This window comes from Shewanella sp. SG44-6, assembly GCF_014164185.1.
In the GTDB taxonomy this organism is placed as follows: domain Bacteria; phylum Pseudomonadota; class Gammaproteobacteria; order Enterobacterales; family Shewanellaceae; genus Shewanella; species Shewanella vesiculosa.
On record NZ_JACJER010000037.1, the window covers coordinates 1 to 16051 of the forward strand.

A 16051-nucleotide genomic window follows, 5' to 3' on the forward strand; every position below is an offset into this window, starting at 1 on the left:
TGAACAAAGCACATAATAAAAAAGAGTGGTAAATAGGACACTATAAATAGAGAGAAACGCGCACCAAACTGTAGTTTATTCTTTCTCATGCCTCTCTCCCTTATCAAGCTTTTTGACTCTAAAACTATATCATTAAGTTAAATGTTATGAATATTTAAACTTAACATGCAGTCGTACTGTATAAAATAACAGTATATCAGGTCGCTCAGTAAAACATGACTTAATTGTAATTAAAGAATTTAAAAAATTATTATTAAATATCAATATAATAGATTTTTATTTCATGTCTGCAATGAATTTTATTTTTCTTTAAGCTCAGCTTTTTCTATTTTGAAAGACTTTGAAGCATCTGATTCGATGCAAAAAGCACTGAAGGTGCCATTGGCATTAATTTTTTGCAACACAACTCTACGTTTGGCACCAGGGGTTGAACCACCATGGTAGATGATGTCTACAGTTTCATTTGAGAGGAATTTATTCAATAAGCTTGCTTTGTCTGGGTGTTCGGCAGTGAGGCTATTAACAGCATCGTACAATGCAATAACGTCTGCCAGTTTCTTTTTGGATAATGCTTGATACTGCGAATCAGTGATCTCAAGACGGATTATTTTATCGCTCATTTATTTTCATTCCTTGAATATGCGTTATTTAATTGATCTGACTACCACAGTGTTTGCATTTTATTGCTGCTAGCAGTATGTCTTCTGCACAGTATGGGCATTGCTTTATTGGCTTAGTTTGCTCGGTAGGTATTTGTGGTTCGTTGTCCTTTGGTGCCTGAAGTGCATTATCCTTAGTTGCATTCTGACCATAATTTTTTGCCGTTTTCGGTGCTAGTGAAGTGGTCGATGTTGGAGTTGGTGTAACATTCTGGTCTTGTTGGTTAACTGATACTGTTTTTATAGGGTCAACACTTTTGATGGCCCACACCAAGGCTGCTACCCAGCCAATTAAGGTCCAGCCTAAAAATAGATTTAAGGCAAATATAGAGTAAAAGTCAGGTTGCTTTTGAATATAGGCTTCGTACATTGGATAAAAATATAGAACAATTGAAAAAAGAAAAAACAACATTGTGAATAATGACGATGATTGACTTAAGACAGCACTAATGACTGTTAAAAGAATGAGTACTACCAGTCTTACTATAAACATGGTTAAGCCCTTGTCTTAATGTGTTTAATTATTATTAGTGCATTATCCCACCAGATATAATCTGTGAGTTACCGGATTGATCCGTAAAAAGTCTAAACAATTTGTGCTGACCTTTTTTAAGTGTTGTTTCAATATAATTAACGCTGTTATTGCCACATAAAGCTACACCTGACACTTTTGACCCTATATACATTTCACCGGGCTTAACGTTTACCGTTATTTTTTCACCTCTATCAAATATTGCCGCTAATTCTGAATTGATATATGCATCTATATAGCAACCTGAACCTATAAAACCACTATCGCGAATAATAGTAACAGTGGCCGTTGCGTTCCTGTCACTAACAATGAAGATGCGCTCTTGCGGAACTAGTGTAGCTTTATCATATGGGACTGCTGATGTGGCACAACCACTCAGCAAGAGTGATATAAATGACAGAGTAATGATTCTTAACATAATAAACCTTTATATTCAGTGAAAATCAATTATTCCAAACGTTTAGTACTGACCACCAAAAAACCCACCCTATAATATTAATGTCTTGCATCTTTTCTGGTTGGATAAACTCGTCTGGAAACTCATCATTGTTATAGCTTTTAATGCGTACACCACCACCAGGTAGGCGATAGAGCATTTTAACTCGCAGCATTCCATCATGATCGACAGCGTACATCTCACCATCAATAATAGTCTTTTTACTCGTATCAATGCCAACAGTAGTTCCATGGCGAAGTACTGGAAGCATGCTATTTCCAGCAACTGTGACGCACGCCGCATTTTGCGGATCAACGTGACTCTTTTTCAGCGTAGATTTAGCAAAGCGTAATTTGTAGCCATGGTTATCTTGTACAAATGTAGAGCCATCACCTGCAGCTAATTCAACTTCCCTAAAAAAAGGCAGTGCCACTTCATCATCCCTTAATGGTGTATCGCTATCCCATAGCTCAAAACCTGCATGCCACTCTGCATTAGGTTCATTTGGTGCACTTGTTACGTCTTCACCATTAAGCAACCACTCAGGAGTGCACTTTAATATTTCTGTTAAGGCAATAAGGTTTGCACCCTTAGGCGAAGTTCCGTTTTTACCATCAGTTTCCCAGTTACTAACTGATACGCGGTTAATACCTATGTAATCAGCAATCGCACCTTGAGATAACCCAAGTTCTTTTCGGCGCTCAGAAATGCGCTTTCCCATTGTTTTCTTCATTTCTTTAGCTTCCACAAATTGCACGTAGGAAAGACTACATAAAAAGATCTAACTTGTAATCGTAGTTTTAGTTTACATAAGTAGGAAAACCTACTAACATCTTCTGTAGTTTTTATCGAATTCATTCTAGGGGTCTTTATGAAAAAGTCAGATGTCATCAAATTCTTTGGTGGCACAGCGGCTACAGCAGCTGCTCTTAAAATTAAAAGCCAATCTGTTTCAGGTTGGGGCGAGGAAGTGCCTGAGTTGCGAGCGTTTCAAATTGAGCGACTAACAAATAGTGAGCTAACGGTTCATCCAACCAAAGCAATTGAATCAGCTCCCTCTCACAAAATTGACGTTTCTAGTCGTTGTTAAGAAGGATATACACACTGATGACAACTCGCACATTAAAGCGCAAAACCCTTTCATGTACTGATCCTCTCTATGCGGCCCATGCGCTGGGTCATGAGTTCGGTGTTGATAAGTTAGCTAACACGCTGTTTCAACAACCTGGAGTGATGTACAACAAATTAAACCCAGAGAACGACAGTAATCATTTGTACTTGCGAGATGCTGTTCACCTTACCGATATTGCTAATGACGACCGGATATTAAGTGCATGGTGTAGTCAGCGTGGTGGGGTATTTGTAAAGCTACCAGAGGCCGTTAATTGCGATGAAGAGTTAAGCGATCAGCTGCTTAAAATTAGTGAGCAAATGGGCATGGCGTTAGCTGAGATTAGAGCATCACGGGCTGATGGCGTGATTACTCATGATGAATTTGAATCTATTGGGCGTGAGTTAACCAATACCGTTCGAGAGGTGTTGTCACTAAAGGCAGTCGTAAGCAGCCAAGTGCGTGAATTGCCAACATCTAACCAAGCGACTACCGCAAAGCTCAATACCGTGAAATTCAACCCCGCCATTAATTCAGCTGTTTCAGTCAAGGTGACCGCATGAGTGATGCTGCCGATGATGCCGCTAAAGAAGCCGATCTTCATTTTGCTGCGGCATTACAAGTGCGTAAGCCTGTATTGGCATTTAATGGGTTTTGTCATTACTGCATTGAGCCTGTTGGGCCTAATAGTCATTTTTGTGATGCCGATTGCCGTCATGACCATGAACGATTAGTGATAAACGGGAAACTGCGATGACCAACTCAAATCACTTAACTGATAAGTATTCAACCGCAAGTTGGCTATTCGATCTTATTGGCGGGTGTGCTGGGCTGTTGATAGTCGGATTGGTGACTTCAATTGGTTTAGCATTTTATTTGAGCAAGGCATTCAGTTTTAGCAAGGAGAGTGATGATGAGTAAGGTAACTGGAGTTGATTGGCAGTTTGATCAATCTGAAATCCACACTGAATCACCAGAAGAAAAAGAAGCATTTGACCGTATATCGCGTGAGCAGCAAATAGATGCTATAGCCGCAGTGGTGAGAACGAGCCCCACAACCAGTTCAACTGGTATTGCTGTTCTGTTGGTTAAGGCGGGATGTTCAATCGATTTAGTAAATATACAAAAATAAGAAAGCCCACTAGAGCTGTGGAGGCCGTGGGCTTAATACCGTAGAGGTTTAATGATGTTACAAAGAACAGCTGATTGCGTCAATAGCGATGTGAATAGCAATGTAGTGCCGTTTAGGACTGTTGCTGGCAGTAATAATGAGTGTGAGCGGGGTGTCGTTGTGAAAGCAGACTTGGATGATGGTTATTTACGACTGTCTAACACGCTGGTGGACAAGCTCTGCATGACAAAATTGAGCGATAGAGAAAGCCGTGTATTGCTATCAGTGATACGCAGAACCTATGGCTTTGGTAAAGCGCTTGATTGGATTTCGTATAGCCAAATTGAAGAGATGACAGGCATTGATGCAAACAATATTTCTCGTATTGCTGGCGGCCTTTTAAAGCGTAATATTTTAATTAAAGAGGGCAAAAAGTTAGGCATTAATAACATTGTGTCAGAGTGGGAAGGTAAACCTGAACTCACTAAAAAGCCTAAACTTGCTAACATATCCGACCTATCTAAACAGACAGTAAAACCTGTCAATTTGAACAATGGCACTGTCAGTTTAGACAGTAAAACCTGTCAATCTAGACCCCCACAAAAGAAAGACAATACTACAAAAGAAAGACAAAAAGATATTTGTGCTAAATCGTCGTTTAATGACTTTTTTAAAGCATACCCCATTCACCGCAAGGGTGGATCTGATTCAGCCGCTTGGACTGCATGGAAATCTGAAAAACTAACTGATCAAGATTGTAAAACCGCCATTGAGTGGTTAGCCCAAGCAGCACAGCGGGACCCAAGCTGGGGCGTTAATGCTTCAGGTCAATTCGTACTCGGTGTTACTAAGTTTATTAGAACTAAAACATGGCTGACGCCACTTCCTCAAGTTGTTAATCGACAAGCTAACCCTTTGCACACTCCTGCACATAGTGTTGATCACAATCCATACGCTGACTTTGCTAACGATTTTAATACGGAGCTATGAACATGAATTCGATGCCTTCAGTGTCAACTGAGTTACACCGTTTATTAAAAAAAATGGGCTGCCCAGAAAATGTTAAACCGTTTGATCGCGAGCTTATTGCTGCTGAGAAACGACAGTCTGAGATTGCTTCTGCTGCTGCTCACCAGCAACGTGTCATTGAAAAGTTGATGGGTTCGAGTGGGTTGAATACTCACTTTTTAGAATGCTCGTTTGATAATTATGTGATTGAAAATGATGAACAGCGCCGAGTCGTTGATATCGCCAAGCGTTATGTTGATAAGTTTGATGAGTTATTGGCAACCGGAAAAGGCTTTTTGTTTTTGGGTACGCCAGGCACGGGCAAAAATCATTTAGCCAGCGCGATGGCCAATGCGCTAATGCGCAAACGTTACTCTGTTGTGTTGATCAGCGTTATGGATTTGTTTGCCCGGTTGCGTATGTCTTACAGCGATAAATCGTTAACCGAGGAAAAGCTGATTGCTGAATTTATGAAACCCCAGCTACTGGTAATTGATGAGCTTGGCTTACAACGTGGTAGCGCCGATGAAGTGCTTTGGTTAACGCGGATTATCGATAAACGCTTATACGGTCGTAGACCAACAGGGTTTATTACCAACCTAAACCAAAAGGCGTTGCACGAGCTACTCGGTGAACGTGGTTACCAACGTGTTCAAGATGCGGTGAGTGTTGCAGTGCCATTTAACTGGCCTAGTTACAGGGGGCGTAAAAAGAATGGCGCTTAAACAACTTAGCGAAAATTCCCCTGATTTTTACAGTGGGATTAAAGAAGTTAAATCGCCTACACAAAAAAAAGAACCGCATAGGTTAGAGCGAAAGGATTACCCGTTGTTTTGGAGTGGTGAGAAAAATGCCGAAGGCAAAACAGATATTGTTTGGATATTAAAGAAAATGCGGGTTATCCCCGCATCGATGAAGCATCAAGTTTCAGAAAAGTATGAGTCATTATTTTTAAGCGACAAAGTGAATGGTAGAAAATTAGCCAACACGTATTTACATGATATGGCCAATAAGTTCAGGGGTGTTTAGTTTATGAAAATAGGTATAGACCCTGATTTGACGAAAAGTGGTGTGGCCTTAGTCGTTAATGGAAAAATTGAATTTCTTAAGAGTCTTGGTTTTGGTGAATTGATTGCTTATGTGGTGGGTTTAGATAATCAGCAAGGCTTGGTGACGGTACTACTTGAGGATGTGGATAACAAAAAGCCTGTTTTCCCTAAGCGGCTCAAGCAGGCTAATAAGGGACAAAGCCCATTGTTGCAGTTTGTTGGCCACGCACCCAGCCAAAGCGGGTCCGCGGCGAAAGTGAATATGAGCATTGCAGAAGACCTGGGCAAAGTGAAAGCCACTGCTAGATTAATAAAAGAACTGCTAGAAGATAATGGTGTAACGGTAAAGCTGGTTAAACCACTGCGTGGGCCTATAAAAGCAGCCAAAAAGAATAGTGCTTATTTTAATAAGATAACAGGTTGGGCTGGGCGCAGTAATGAAGATACCCGTGATGCAGCATTGATTGCATTGTTCGGCTAGTTATCTGTTATTTCAACGCTAAAGCTTGTGCTTAATAAGGATTTTTAGATGGTATCAATTGAGCGATTATTTTGTTTGATTTCACCTAAGTCGCTCGATATCGCGGCCGTTATGGGTGGGTTTGGTGTGTTTAGTAAAGATGACGCAATAGGGGTTATTGCTATGATCCAAGGTAAATTTCCGATTGGTGCCAGAGTATTAGAAACCAGAGTGAATGATGATATCGATATGAAAAACACTCTGATTTCAGCATTGTCGGCAAGGTTTGTTACTGAAAACTTAAAGCCAAAAGCGGCGAATGCCTTGGCGTTGATGGTTATTGCCGAAGTATGTAATTCAAGAACCTGCAAAGCGTGTAATGGCACTGGGTACCGATTACCTCGTCGTTATGATGCATACAGTGGTTGCCCTAATTGTGCTGGCACCGGTGTGAGATTAAACACGACAAATAATTTAGCCGGTACGTTTTCGTCAATGGTGAATGTTTTGGTTACCCAGGAGCAATTTAGCAAAGTGTTTTATGATCTATATATGGATGCTGTTGATGATTTGTATAACCAAGTGAATGCAGCTGAGCGCTATGGGTACCAAATACTGAACATTATTAAAAATGAGCATTTTGGAGTCGCTAGTAATGATTAATACTGTTAAGGACCTTGTTGTTCGACTTAACGTAGAGGCTGAGCAGCTTGAGTCTATTGGCTGTCATGAGGCTGCTTGTGGGGTTCATTCATCGATTAGAGTTATTCAGGATGAGCTTGATGATCATAGCGCTATTGGCAATGCCGATAGTCATAGAATTGAACCGTTAGAGCGATTAAATACTAGATTAACAAACGCTCTTGCTCGTCAGTCAACAGCCATGCAACGGTTTAATCATTACTGCAAAGAGGGTGTTTTATCTACATCACAATTTCACCAACTGGTGCAAAGTAATAAAGCCATTAAAACAAAAATAAGGCTTTTACCACGTTGCCCGGTATGTAATGGGGCGGGTAATACTAAGCCGCTGTTTTATGTTTATGAATGTGACTCTTGCGGCGGTACCGGTATTAATTTAGCCAATACCACAGAGCTAGTACACTTACAGCAAGCCATTATTAGTGGGGAGTTCGATTTAATTGAAAAGCTAGTTGCTGCGCTGTTTAAATGTGGATTAGCCGATGCAGATAGAGCAGCTCTATCCGTTGCAAACTTTTACGACAATAGTGCCAATAACCTAAGGTTAGATTGATGACAGTTGCCACGATCCAATTTACCGACTCAGCAATAAAGCGGGCGCTGTCTGATAAGTCTGTCACTGAATTAAGGGACCCACGCTTTCCGCTTAGGCTTCGTTTATCTCGTTTGCATAATCGAGGCAGCTGGCACTTAGTGACGTATAAAGATGGAAAGGACAGGTGGGAGAAGGTTGCGAGCTGGCCGCTTGTTGGTGCTAAAGTGATACTGGATGGATTGCCATCAATGAGTGTTCAGCATAGACAGGAAAATAATATAAAAGTAAATAACTGGCTCAGTTGTAGCGGTTTGTTGCAGTGGTATTTAACTCGATCGCAATCTGATACCAGCTTGTCTATTAAGCGAAAGCGTAATATAAAATGCGCTATTAGTAAGCATTTATTACCTGTGCTTGGCGATGTGCTGTTAAGTGAGTTAAACCACCATAAAGTTGATGAGCTATTAATCTGGCCACTGCAGTCGCGATACGCCATCGGTAGCGTTCGTCAGTACTACGCAATTTTACGTAAGGCATTTAAGCAGGCGACGGTACTTAAGCTGATAAGTGATGATCCATTATCATCATTGAGTTTTACTGATTTTATCTCAACCCCTATAGCAACTAAACCACCTAAGTTACAGGCCACTGATTTATTGCCGCTGCTGACGAACATTGGCAATGCTAAAGACGACGCTGCAGTGCTGATATTTATCATGTTGGCCTATGGCACTCGTATTGGTGAAACTAGGTTATTAAAGTGGGCGTATTACGATGAGGCAAATACCAAACTGGTTATTCCAGCAGATATTACTAAGACTCAAGCCCAGTTAACTATCCCTATTACTCCTTTGATGGCTACTGTATTGAATTGGCATAAGCGTAATCAATTAGCTGATGGGTATCGCGGTGTGTATTTGTTTCCCCATAAATATCGTGCCGGCGGGTTGGATGAACGTTCAGCTAATAGCATGGTAAAACAAGTTAGTAATGGTGAATGGACTGCGCATGATTTGCGTAAGCTTGCCAGGTCGTGTTGGGCTGACTTAGGCATTGACTATATGGTAGCAGAGCAGATGTTAAACCACTCTATGACCAAGTTAGACCAAGCCTATATTCACACTTACTTAGCCGACCAGAAGAGGGCTGCTATTGAGTTGTGGCATAGTCATTTAATGGAAGTATTTAATCCTTTCATTTGTCGATTAAACCAAGACAATACCAAGACAGGAAACAATTTACAAACAGTCTAAACTCAATCTGGGCAGTAGTTACAGGTGAGTTTATGCATCTTCACAAAGGGAAGATATTTAATGAGTAAATCACTCAAATTAAAGATAAGTGATGATGAAAAAATTGCTTTAAAAAAGCTAGGCGACTCGTTAGCAATGGCAGAATGCTTTGATTACAGTTCACTTAAATATTATTGCCCTTGGTGTGGGCTTAAGCTTACTGGCGGCGAAAATGGTTGCCACCATGAAGATGAGAATAGGGCGTGGGGGCTGCATGAATGTGAATATGAGGTTGGTGCTGTTTCATCGTTCGGAAGTCATTCGCAACCAATATCGAGCGCCCAAGTATTGGAGTTGAATATTCTGAAAGGTGAGCAGTGGCTTAAAGATTTGCCTAAGTTACGGAAGACTAAAAAGCAAGAACTAGCCGATTTACAAGCGGCGCTGATCAAAATGAATAGCAGCAATGCTTCCATAAGTTCAATAATTTAAATACTGAGGTGAGTGTGAAGTTAGTTAATGAAATGACTCACGATGAAATAGCTGATTTTGTTGCCCTAAGATTAAGGAAAATGAATTACCCACTTTCATTTTCCAATATCACTTCCGCTAATGTTGGTGAGCAACCTGATGTTCTTGGGGTGTCTCTTTGTGGTGAGAGTTTACTTGCTGAAGTAAAGGTATCTAGAAGCGATTTTTTGGCAGATAAAAAGAAACCTTGGCGTCAACCTGGTTCCGGTATGGGGGATTTTAGAGTGTATGTAACCCCAAAGGGTTTGCTTAAGCCAAGTGAGATTCCCTATGGCTGGATGCTTTGGGAGATCCACGGTAAAAATAAGCCGGTAATAAAAATAATAAAAGGCAAAAAAATGACGAGGGAGTCAAACCCCAACGTTCCATGGACAATATTACTTCCAGAGTATTTGAATTGTGATTTAGCTGAATATCTTCACTTTCGCCAAGACGTAATAACTAAGCATTGCAGAAGCGAGTTGATAATAACCGTTGAGATTATGCGTAGGGCTCTCGAAAAAGGCATTGAGCTAAATCATTTCGCAAACAAATATCAGCATGCATAGGTGATTTATGACAGTAGGTAACTTTGCGATTGCGCCAAAGGGCGGCATGTGTGTTAAGTGCGTTCACCGAGAGCGTAGATGTGGTCATTTGCCATTTCACAAGATGAAAGTCATTGAGCACTGCAAGGTGTCTAACTTCAAGATTGTTAAGTGTGATGACTATAAGCAATCTCAATAGTGGAGAGAATATGAGTAAGGTAGCTTGTTTTCGTGGTTATGGCCGATCTGGGCCTCAACATGTAGTGCTTTCTAAAATATTGCATTTTGAGGAGTACTCATCTAATAGAGATTCTGGAACAAATATTTATTTTAGTGATGGCAGTGAATTGCTTGTTGGTGAGCATCCAAGTGCTGTAGCAAAGGCTATTGAAGGTGATACAGAACGCAAGGGTGATTAACCTCCACCACCAACGCCGCCTCCGCCTCGCTATAAAAGATGGCCGTATTAATTAAGGGATATTTTAATGAACAATTACTTTTTGTTTGGTGATATAGAAACAGGTGGTTTGAATGGACGGTTAGCCAATGGTCAGCTAGGGATGGAGTATTACCCTATTTTTGAGCTAGCCATTGTAGTTACCGATAAAGACCTTAATCAGGTAGGTAGTGCGCTTAGGGTTGTTGTCCATCAAAGTGATGACATTATCAACCACTCCAGTCAGTGGGCTATTGATGCGCATACCAAAAGCGGCTTGCTTGATGAGGTTAGATCAGGTGTTTATTCATTAGTAGAGTGTGAGCAGCAGATATTAGATCACTTAAAAGCTATGGGTATTGCGCCTTATAACCGAGAAACCAAAGAGGGCGTTATTTTCGCTGGTAACTCAATCATGTTTGACCGGTCGTACATCTTATGCCAAATGCCACGCTTACATGAATTCTTGCATTATCGCCAGCTGGACATTTCTGCTATCGCATTAGCGGCAAGAGCATGGGCGCCTGAACTGGAGAAGAAAGCGGTAGGCATGAAGCAGTACAAGCATGAAGCGCTGGCTGATATTCGAGAATCGATTGCAGAGCTTAAGTGTTACAAGGATGCGTTGTTTGGTGGCAAAGGGTAAATGATAGCGACATACATAGCAGGCCCAATTAGTGGCAATATCGATAGCAACAAGCAGGCGTTCTTTAGTGCTGCAGAGCAATTGCAATCAAGTGATCGTGTGGTGTTGCATTCAGCCAGTTTACCAGTTGGATTAACTGAACCTCAGTACATGGATATATGCTATGCCATGATCCGCGCCTGCAATGAGATGGTAATGTTACCAGGTTGGCGCAAGTCAGTCGGCGCTACTGCTGAGTATTACTATGCCAAGAAGATAGGGTTGGTGATAAGAGATGCACCTATTCACTGGCTAATAAAACCACTTAAACTGGAATTGAATCACTTAACTAACAACTTTTAAAGGTGGTATAGATGTGCGCAGTATTTCAGACAGGTAGAAAGTCAGGTGTCAACATCGGGGCTGTTGGTCACGTTGATATGGGTAAAACGACATTGAGTAAGGCTATTGATATAGCATTAAGGGCTAGAGCTAACAAGTCTGACCGCAAGCGCGATATAGCAATAGAGCAAACAGATGGAGATAGGTATGAATGCTGGAAAATTGTTAACTGAATATTCTCAACAGCATGATTTAAAGATACTTAGCTGTTACTTTGATGCGTTGAAAAGTGAATGCAAAACTTTTGAGATAAGAAAAAATAGCGATAAAGGGTTTCAGAAAGGGGATATTGTTACCTTTAAAGAATTGAAGTCGTCGCACTCAACGGGTAGCAGTCTTTTAACTGGTGAATCGCTAACGGCTATTATTACTTATGTAACCAACTATGAACAGAAAGATGATTACGTGGTATTTTCGTTTCAACTGGTTAGCTATAAAGAATAGGGTTGGTGATAAGAGATGCTAATCAGGTTTTGAAGTTTTCTCGATAAAAGGCTGCACTGTCAAGGTAGTATTCTATGTCACTCTCATTGTAAAAATCGTGAGCATTGAAATCAGGGTCACCATCAGTGTTGAGCAGTAAGTCATGAATAACCAAATGCACGTGATCTGTTTGAACTTTAAAACCAGAATATACAATGCTGTATTGACTACGACAGAACCACTGTTTTTCATTTAAGTCCCATATATTGTCTTTATCTACATGGACATGAGTAAGGTTCTCAAAGTGGATATCGGTAAATAATCTTTGGGGATAGTCAAAAACTCTGTCTCTACCAAACAAGCTGTTTAGTGATACGTTTTGCTCTTGGTAAAGCCCATTTGGTGTTATGAAGTTATGGTCAGACTGAGTGAATGTTAGTTTTTTATACTCTAAAAATTCATTAGTTACGAATTTCCCTAGCTCATCAACTTCAACATCATTATTGTAACTGTATGTTACTTTTTTGACTTCCGATGTCATTTACCTATTACTTCCTTTTAGGCATAGTCGTTCTTTTTTTTCTAGCATCAACTAAAGTTATAAAGTTATTACCAGAATCCTTAATGGACTCAGGAATCTTTACTACACGTCTTTTTACTGAAACCATCACATTGCTCCTGGGAACAGGTTCTCTCGAACTCGAAGAGTAAGGCCTACAAATATTACTTGTTATATTATCTATATCTGACGAAATGGTCAATAGTGATCAAGTTTTACTGCCAAGACAGTACCAAGACAGCATTTATTGATATAACGCCGTAAACCCTTTTATATAGCGGGTTTGATGTTAATTGGTGAATCTTCCAAACAGGAAGATATTTCAATCCAAATCCAGCTTGGCTTAGCTCGAAAACACCAGGAATACAGCAAGCGCTGAGTAATGAGTATCTGAAGGAAGCAGGATTGTATTCACTAAGAGGAGGTGGGTGGGTCGCAGTTCATTATCCTAACCAGAAAGTTTAGTTAGGCGTTCTAAATGAACCGCCCTGTGCGGATCCGAATGCCGGGTGGAGTGGGGGCTGGAGGTTAGATACCTCCTGCTACCCGATTAGAACTCATTGCATGAATATACCTGGTGCAGGTGAAAAGCCTTTTGTTTGTACTTTTAATAGTTCAGCTAACCCACTTACTATATCAGAGTCATTCTCATATTCTTTTTGCCAAACTCTAACCCCTTCGCATATCTCAGAGCAAAATGCCTGAAGGTTTAATACAAGAACATCATTAAACATACATCTATGTGATCCTGTTGTAGAAAATTTAAATTTCGACACAACTTCTCTAGCTCGTTGACGAGTTACATCATCTGTACCTTCGTGGAGAAAAGCACAACGTAATGCATAGCAGTCAGGTGCAGATAAAAATGTAAAACCTTCGCCATGAAAAGGACTTTCATAATGGTGGATAATGTATTTATTAAACCATTTTTCGAAACGCTTCTGAGACCCCCACTTAGGATTATTTAGCCGTCCACAAATATCAGGTAATGTAATAGCCAAAGTTAAGGCTCCATACCAATTTTCAGTTTCAATGCTTTTTTCTATAGATAAAACGAAACGTTCCATAGTACCCCTTGAGTTCTAACGTTTAGTATTTATGCGTTGCGCTGTTTGCAAGGCATAAATCGCTTGTTGGGCTTGGCCGTTGCCTAGTCAAAGTTAATTGGCATGCTTCATGCGGTAGGGATTTGCTTTTTTGATGCTGGTTCTGGGCTAAAGAGCAGTTTTGAGTCAATTGATATCGAGTAGTGGGTAAGTTTTTCATTGAGATTCCATTCCATTGTATTTTTTATCTTACATCTTTAAACCTAATAGTTTCAATGAAGATTATAGATTCAATTGAAATCTCAGTTGGCTCAGTTTTAGTAACTGGTTATGTTTCGGTATTATTAGACATAGTAAAGTTTTCTGGAGCCCCAGAATATGTAACAGAATTTGATGTGTTAGCATTAAAGGTACCGCGCATAGCATCTCCATAAGCTTTTAATTCTGACATGACCCCTTGAGAGATTGCTTTAGAGTCAGATTTAATTTCAATTAATAGCAGACTAGTTTCAGCATTGACTTTGTCAGCATCTCTTTTAAATGCTATTGCAAGCCATATAGCAACAATAGCTAAAACTAACGAAGTTATTGAGGCAACAAGAGATATCCCATCAAATATTGCAAATACATTAGGATCAATGGCAATCTCTATATTTTTTGAATTACTCATTATCATTCTCCACCGATTTTTGGGGAGCAGATGCTTGCTTTCCAAATGTAGAAAGAAGCATTTCAATAAATTGTTGAGATTGGCCTCCTCCTTGATAAAAAGAAGATAAAAGACCTAATGTCCTCGCCGCATCATCGACAAACTCCCATTGAACACTATTCAGTGAATTGTTATTAAAAGTAAGTGGACCACCACCGTAAACCAAAATGCAATTGGTAAATTTATTTCCTTCAAATGTATTGTCATCCAGCTTGATTCTTTGCCCAATGAATGTATTACTAGTATAAATTGCCATTTAAACTCCAAATGTTAGTTGATATAATCGATAGAAACATAACGTTTTAGTATTTATGCGCTGCGTTGTTTGTCAGTCATAAATCGATTGTTGGGACTTGGCCGATGCCTAGTTCAGGTTAATTGGCATACTTCATGGCATAGGAATTTTCTTTTTTAATGCTGACTATAGGATACAGAGTGGTTTTTGGTCGCTTAATGTTGATTAGATGGTAAGTTTTCATTGAAATTCCTTTTTCACGGTATTTTTTCTTACATCTTTAAGCCTAACGCCCGCATTTTCGGCTGCTTTGGATCGCAGAGGAGAACCAACCCGAAAATATGCGCTTGTTAGCAATTAACTAAAGGCTCAAGTTTAGCCTTCGCTTCTTCAAAGGCCCGAATTACATGCCTCTTGAGGTAAATTCCTTTTGTTCCAAAGAAAAAACAAATGTCATCTTCATATAGCGACGCTTGTTCAAAGTCACCTATTTTCAATAAATTTGCTTTACCAAAAGTTACATTGAATGTGGCTTTCATATTGCCTTTTTCGATATAGTGGTTGTCCGAATCTGGATGACAAAGCGCATCTCTAACGTATTTGATCAAATCACTAACGTCTTTTATTCGCTCCCCTACGGAAACATCGTCTGTAAAATCTATGCGAGAAGAATATTTCTCGGCCTTGTACATCAAGTCCCTAAGTGAAATTAGCAGCTCAATGAACGCCGCTCTCATTAGTACATGCGATGAGTTTTTGGGATCGAAAATCCCACAACTTAAAAGCTCTTCAATTCGACGAAGAGACCCTTGAATATCTGACTTATCGAAAAAATCCATTTTTACCCCGAGTAACTAGATGGATTGCTAACGTTTTAGTATTTATGCGTTGCGTTATTTGCTACACATAAATCGCTTGTTGGACTTGGCCGATGCCGATCCCAGATTAATTGGCATACTTCATCCTGTAGAAATTTGCATTTTTAGTCTTGTTATGGGCAGCAGGGCTGTTTTTGATAAACTGATATTGAGTAGTGGATGATTTTTCATTTGAAATTCCTTTCCATAGTATTTTTTATCTTACATCTTTAAGCCTAACTGTTTCAATGATGATCTATCGACTTATCACTTAAGTGATAAGTAATTATGCTTTATTTGGCAGTTACTAATTTTATCGATTAAATATATCACTTACCATTGCATTGCCTTAATGTTTCGTCTATGATTTTCCCATGCTGTGAAAACTACGCATTAAAGAAACCACCTTATCGGTGGTTTTTTGCTTTTTACAGTTCACCAATCAACGCAGTCAGTGAAAAGAAGTCACTCTTTCTTTAATTAGATAACGGCATGACGCAGGTCGGGTTCGCGCCCCGTTAATGAATCAGTCAGCGATTAACTACTAAATACTTTCAAGCCTCAGCATCTGCTGGGGCTTTTTGTTTTGGGTGATAAAAATGAATAAAGTCCTAATGAGTGTTGATAATCCTAACGGGTTCAAGCTTGAAGAACTGTTGAAGCAATTACAGATTGAAGTCGAAGAGAAGACGGCACGTGTAGCTAATGACTCGAGCGAGTTAGCTGAATCGGTAAAGTGTAATAACCGTCAAATTGTTTTGCTTCTATCTAATGCAGAGCGGTTACAACGTGCCAGCTTTAAACTAATGGCGGCAAAGTATCCTGATACTGGCCCATCTGGAACACCAAGGATTGGTAAGTAATGA

27 protein-coding genes are annotated in these 16051 nt (G+C 39.9%); 18 read left to right on the top strand and 9 right to left on the bottom strand.

The features are described 5' to 3' along the window. Positions 1-299: 299 nt before the first annotated feature. Genes H5185_RS08670 through H5185_RS08685 form a run of 4 tightly spaced genes read right to left on the bottom strand, consistent with a single transcriptional unit; the run spans position 300 to position 2360 of the window. Positions 300-620 carry a hypothetical protein gene (locus tag H5185_RS08670; RefSeq protein ID WP_182741856.1) on the bottom strand — a complete coding sequence of 107 codons (321 nt, stop codon included), beginning with the start codon at positions 618-620 and terminating at the stop codon, positions 300-302. 28 nt (positions 621-648) lie between these two features. Continuing rightward, the gene (locus H5185_RS08675) at positions 649-1152 is read right to left on the bottom strand and encodes a superinfection immunity protein (RefSeq protein ID WP_220494430.1); all 504 of its coding nucleotides are present in this window, start codon (positions 1150-1152) and stop codon (positions 649-651) included. A gap of 34 nt (positions 1153-1186) precedes the next feature. Further along, complete coding sequence (locus tag H5185_RS08680; protein ID WP_182741857.1) at positions 1187-1609, bottom strand: hypothetical protein; 423 nt, start codon at positions 1607-1609, stop codon at positions 1187-1189. Positions 1610-1634: 25 nt separating this feature from the next. Further along, entirely contained in the window at positions 1635-2360 is a 726-nt protein-coding gene (locus H5185_RS08685) for a S24 family peptidase (protein WP_182741858.1), read from the bottom strand. Positions 2361-2498: 138 nt separating this feature from the next. Here H5185_RS08685 and H5185_RS08690 point away from each other — a divergent pair, with 138 nt between their 5' ends. From H5185_RS08690 to H5185_RS08770, 17 genes are all read left to right on the top strand, one after another. After that, complete coding sequence (locus H5185_RS08690; protein ID WP_182741859.1) at positions 2499-2717, top strand: Cro/CI family transcriptional regulator; 219 nt, start codon at positions 2499-2501, stop codon at positions 2715-2717. A 17-nt stretch (positions 2718-2734) separates the two neighbouring features. Further along, positions 2735-3301, top strand: coding sequence for a phage regulatory CII family protein (locus H5185_RS08695; RefSeq protein WP_182741860.1), 567 nt, complete (start codon positions 2735-2737; stop codon positions 3299-3301). Continuing rightward, on the top strand, positions 3298-3495 hold the full coding sequence (locus tag H5185_RS08700; protein WP_182741861.1) for a hypothetical protein: 198 nt from the start codon (positions 3298-3300) through the stop codon (positions 3493-3495). The genes H5185_RS08695 and H5185_RS08700 overlap by 4 nt, the downstream gene beginning before the upstream one ends. Before the next feature lie 156 nt (positions 3496-3651). Then, positions 3652-3870: a hypothetical protein gene (locus H5185_RS08705; protein WP_182741862.1), complete on the top strand. Its 219-nt coding sequence runs from the start codon at positions 3652-3654 to the stop codon at positions 3868-3870. 54 nt (positions 3871-3924) lie between these two features. After that, entirely contained in the window at positions 3925-4839 is a 915-nt protein-coding gene (locus tag H5185_RS08710; RefSeq protein ID WP_220494431.1) for a replication protein, read from the top strand. 2 nt (positions 4840-4841) lie between these two features. Beyond that, complete coding sequence (locus H5185_RS08715) at positions 4842-5582, top strand: ATP-binding protein (RefSeq protein WP_182741864.1); 741 nt, start codon at positions 4842-4844, stop codon at positions 5580-5582. After that, positions 5572-5886, top strand: a complete 315-nt coding sequence (locus H5185_RS08720; RefSeq protein ID WP_182741865.1) for a hypothetical protein — start codon at positions 5572-5574, stop codon at positions 5884-5886. The genes H5185_RS08715 and H5185_RS08720 overlap by 11 nt, the downstream gene beginning before the upstream one ends. Before the next feature lie 3 nt (positions 5887-5889). Further along, positions 5890-6387 (top strand): hypothetical protein, encoded by a 498-nt coding sequence (locus H5185_RS08725; protein WP_182741866.1) that lies wholly within the window; start codon positions 5890-5892, stop codon positions 6385-6387. A 48-nt stretch (positions 6388-6435) separates the two neighbouring features. After that, positions 6436-7029: a hypothetical protein gene (locus tag H5185_RS08730; RefSeq protein ID WP_182741867.1), complete on the top strand. Its 594-nt coding sequence runs from the start codon at positions 6436-6438 to the stop codon at positions 7027-7029. Further along, entirely contained in the window at positions 7022-7621 is a 600-nt protein-coding gene (locus H5185_RS08735) for a hypothetical protein (RefSeq protein ID WP_182741868.1), read from the top strand. The genes H5185_RS08730 and H5185_RS08735 overlap by 8 nt, the downstream gene beginning before the upstream one ends. Beyond that, entirely contained in the window at positions 7621-8856 is a 1236-nt protein-coding gene (locus H5185_RS08740; protein ID WP_182741869.1) for a tyrosine-type recombinase/integrase, read from the top strand. Before H5185_RS08735 ends, H5185_RS08740 begins: the two co-directional genes overlap by 1 nt. Positions 8857-8916: 60 nt before the next feature. Next, the gene (locus H5185_RS08745; protein ID WP_182741870.1) at positions 8917-9327 is read left to right on the top strand and encodes a hypothetical protein; all 411 of its coding nucleotides are present in this window, start codon (positions 8917-8919) and stop codon (positions 9325-9327) included. A 14-nt stretch (positions 9328-9341) separates the two neighbouring features. Further along, complete coding sequence (locus tag H5185_RS08750) at positions 9342-9914, top strand: hypothetical protein (RefSeq protein WP_182741871.1); 573 nt, start codon at positions 9342-9344, stop codon at positions 9912-9914. 188 nt (positions 9915-10102) lie between these two features. Continuing rightward, positions 10103-10312, top strand: a complete 210-nt coding sequence (locus tag H5185_RS08755; RefSeq protein WP_182741872.1) for a hypothetical protein — start codon at positions 10103-10105, stop codon at positions 10310-10312. 66 nt (positions 10313-10378) lie between these two features. Next, positions 10379-10975: an oligoribonuclease gene (orn, locus tag H5185_RS08760; protein ID WP_182741873.1), complete on the top strand. Its 597-nt coding sequence runs from the start codon at positions 10379-10381 to the stop codon at positions 10973-10975. Further along, positions 10976-11317, top strand: coding sequence for a DUF4406 domain-containing protein (locus tag H5185_RS08765; protein WP_182741874.1), 342 nt, complete (start codon positions 10976-10978; stop codon positions 11315-11317). It abuts the gene before it with no gap. A 186-nt stretch (positions 11318-11503) separates the two neighbouring features. Continuing rightward, entirely contained in the window at positions 11504-11800 is a 297-nt protein-coding gene (locus tag H5185_RS08770; RefSeq protein ID WP_182741875.1) for a DUF3850 domain-containing protein, read from the top strand. Positions 11801-11822: 22 nt separating this feature from the next. On the opposite strand, the gene H5185_RS08775 is transcribed toward H5185_RS08770, so the two are convergent. From H5185_RS08775 to H5185_RS08795, 5 genes are all read right to left on the bottom strand, one after another. Further along, positions 11823-12320, bottom strand: a complete 498-nt coding sequence (locus H5185_RS08775; RefSeq protein ID WP_182741876.1) for a hypothetical protein — start codon at positions 12318-12320, stop codon at positions 11823-11825. Positions 12321-12895: 575 nt separating this feature from the next. Further along, positions 12896-13405 (bottom strand): hypothetical protein, encoded by a 510-nt coding sequence (locus H5185_RS08780; RefSeq protein ID WP_182741877.1) that lies wholly within the window; start codon positions 13403-13405, stop codon positions 12896-12898. A 307-nt stretch (positions 13406-13712) separates the two neighbouring features. Beyond that, on the bottom strand, positions 13713-14054 hold the full coding sequence (locus tag H5185_RS08785) for a hypothetical protein (RefSeq protein WP_182741878.1): 342 nt from the start codon (positions 14052-14054) through the stop codon (positions 13713-13715). Beyond that, positions 14047-14349 (bottom strand): hypothetical protein, encoded by a 303-nt coding sequence (locus tag H5185_RS08790; RefSeq protein WP_182741879.1) that lies wholly within the window; start codon positions 14347-14349, stop codon positions 14047-14049. Before H5185_RS08790 ends, H5185_RS08785 begins: the two co-directional genes overlap by 8 nt. A 329-nt stretch (positions 14350-14678) precedes the next feature. Beyond that, positions 14679-15167 carry a hypothetical protein gene (locus tag H5185_RS08795; RefSeq protein ID WP_182741880.1) on the bottom strand — a complete coding sequence of 163 codons (489 nt, stop codon included), beginning with the start codon at positions 15165-15167 and terminating at the stop codon, positions 14679-14681. Positions 15168-15784: 617 nt separating this feature from the next. Between H5185_RS08795 and H5185_RS08800 the strand changes: the two genes are divergently transcribed. Continuing rightward, a complete protein-coding gene (locus tag H5185_RS08800) occupies positions 15785-16048 on the top strand; it encodes a hypothetical protein (protein WP_182741881.1) in 264 nt (87 codons plus the stop codon). Positions 16049-16051 lie beyond the last annotated feature (3 nt).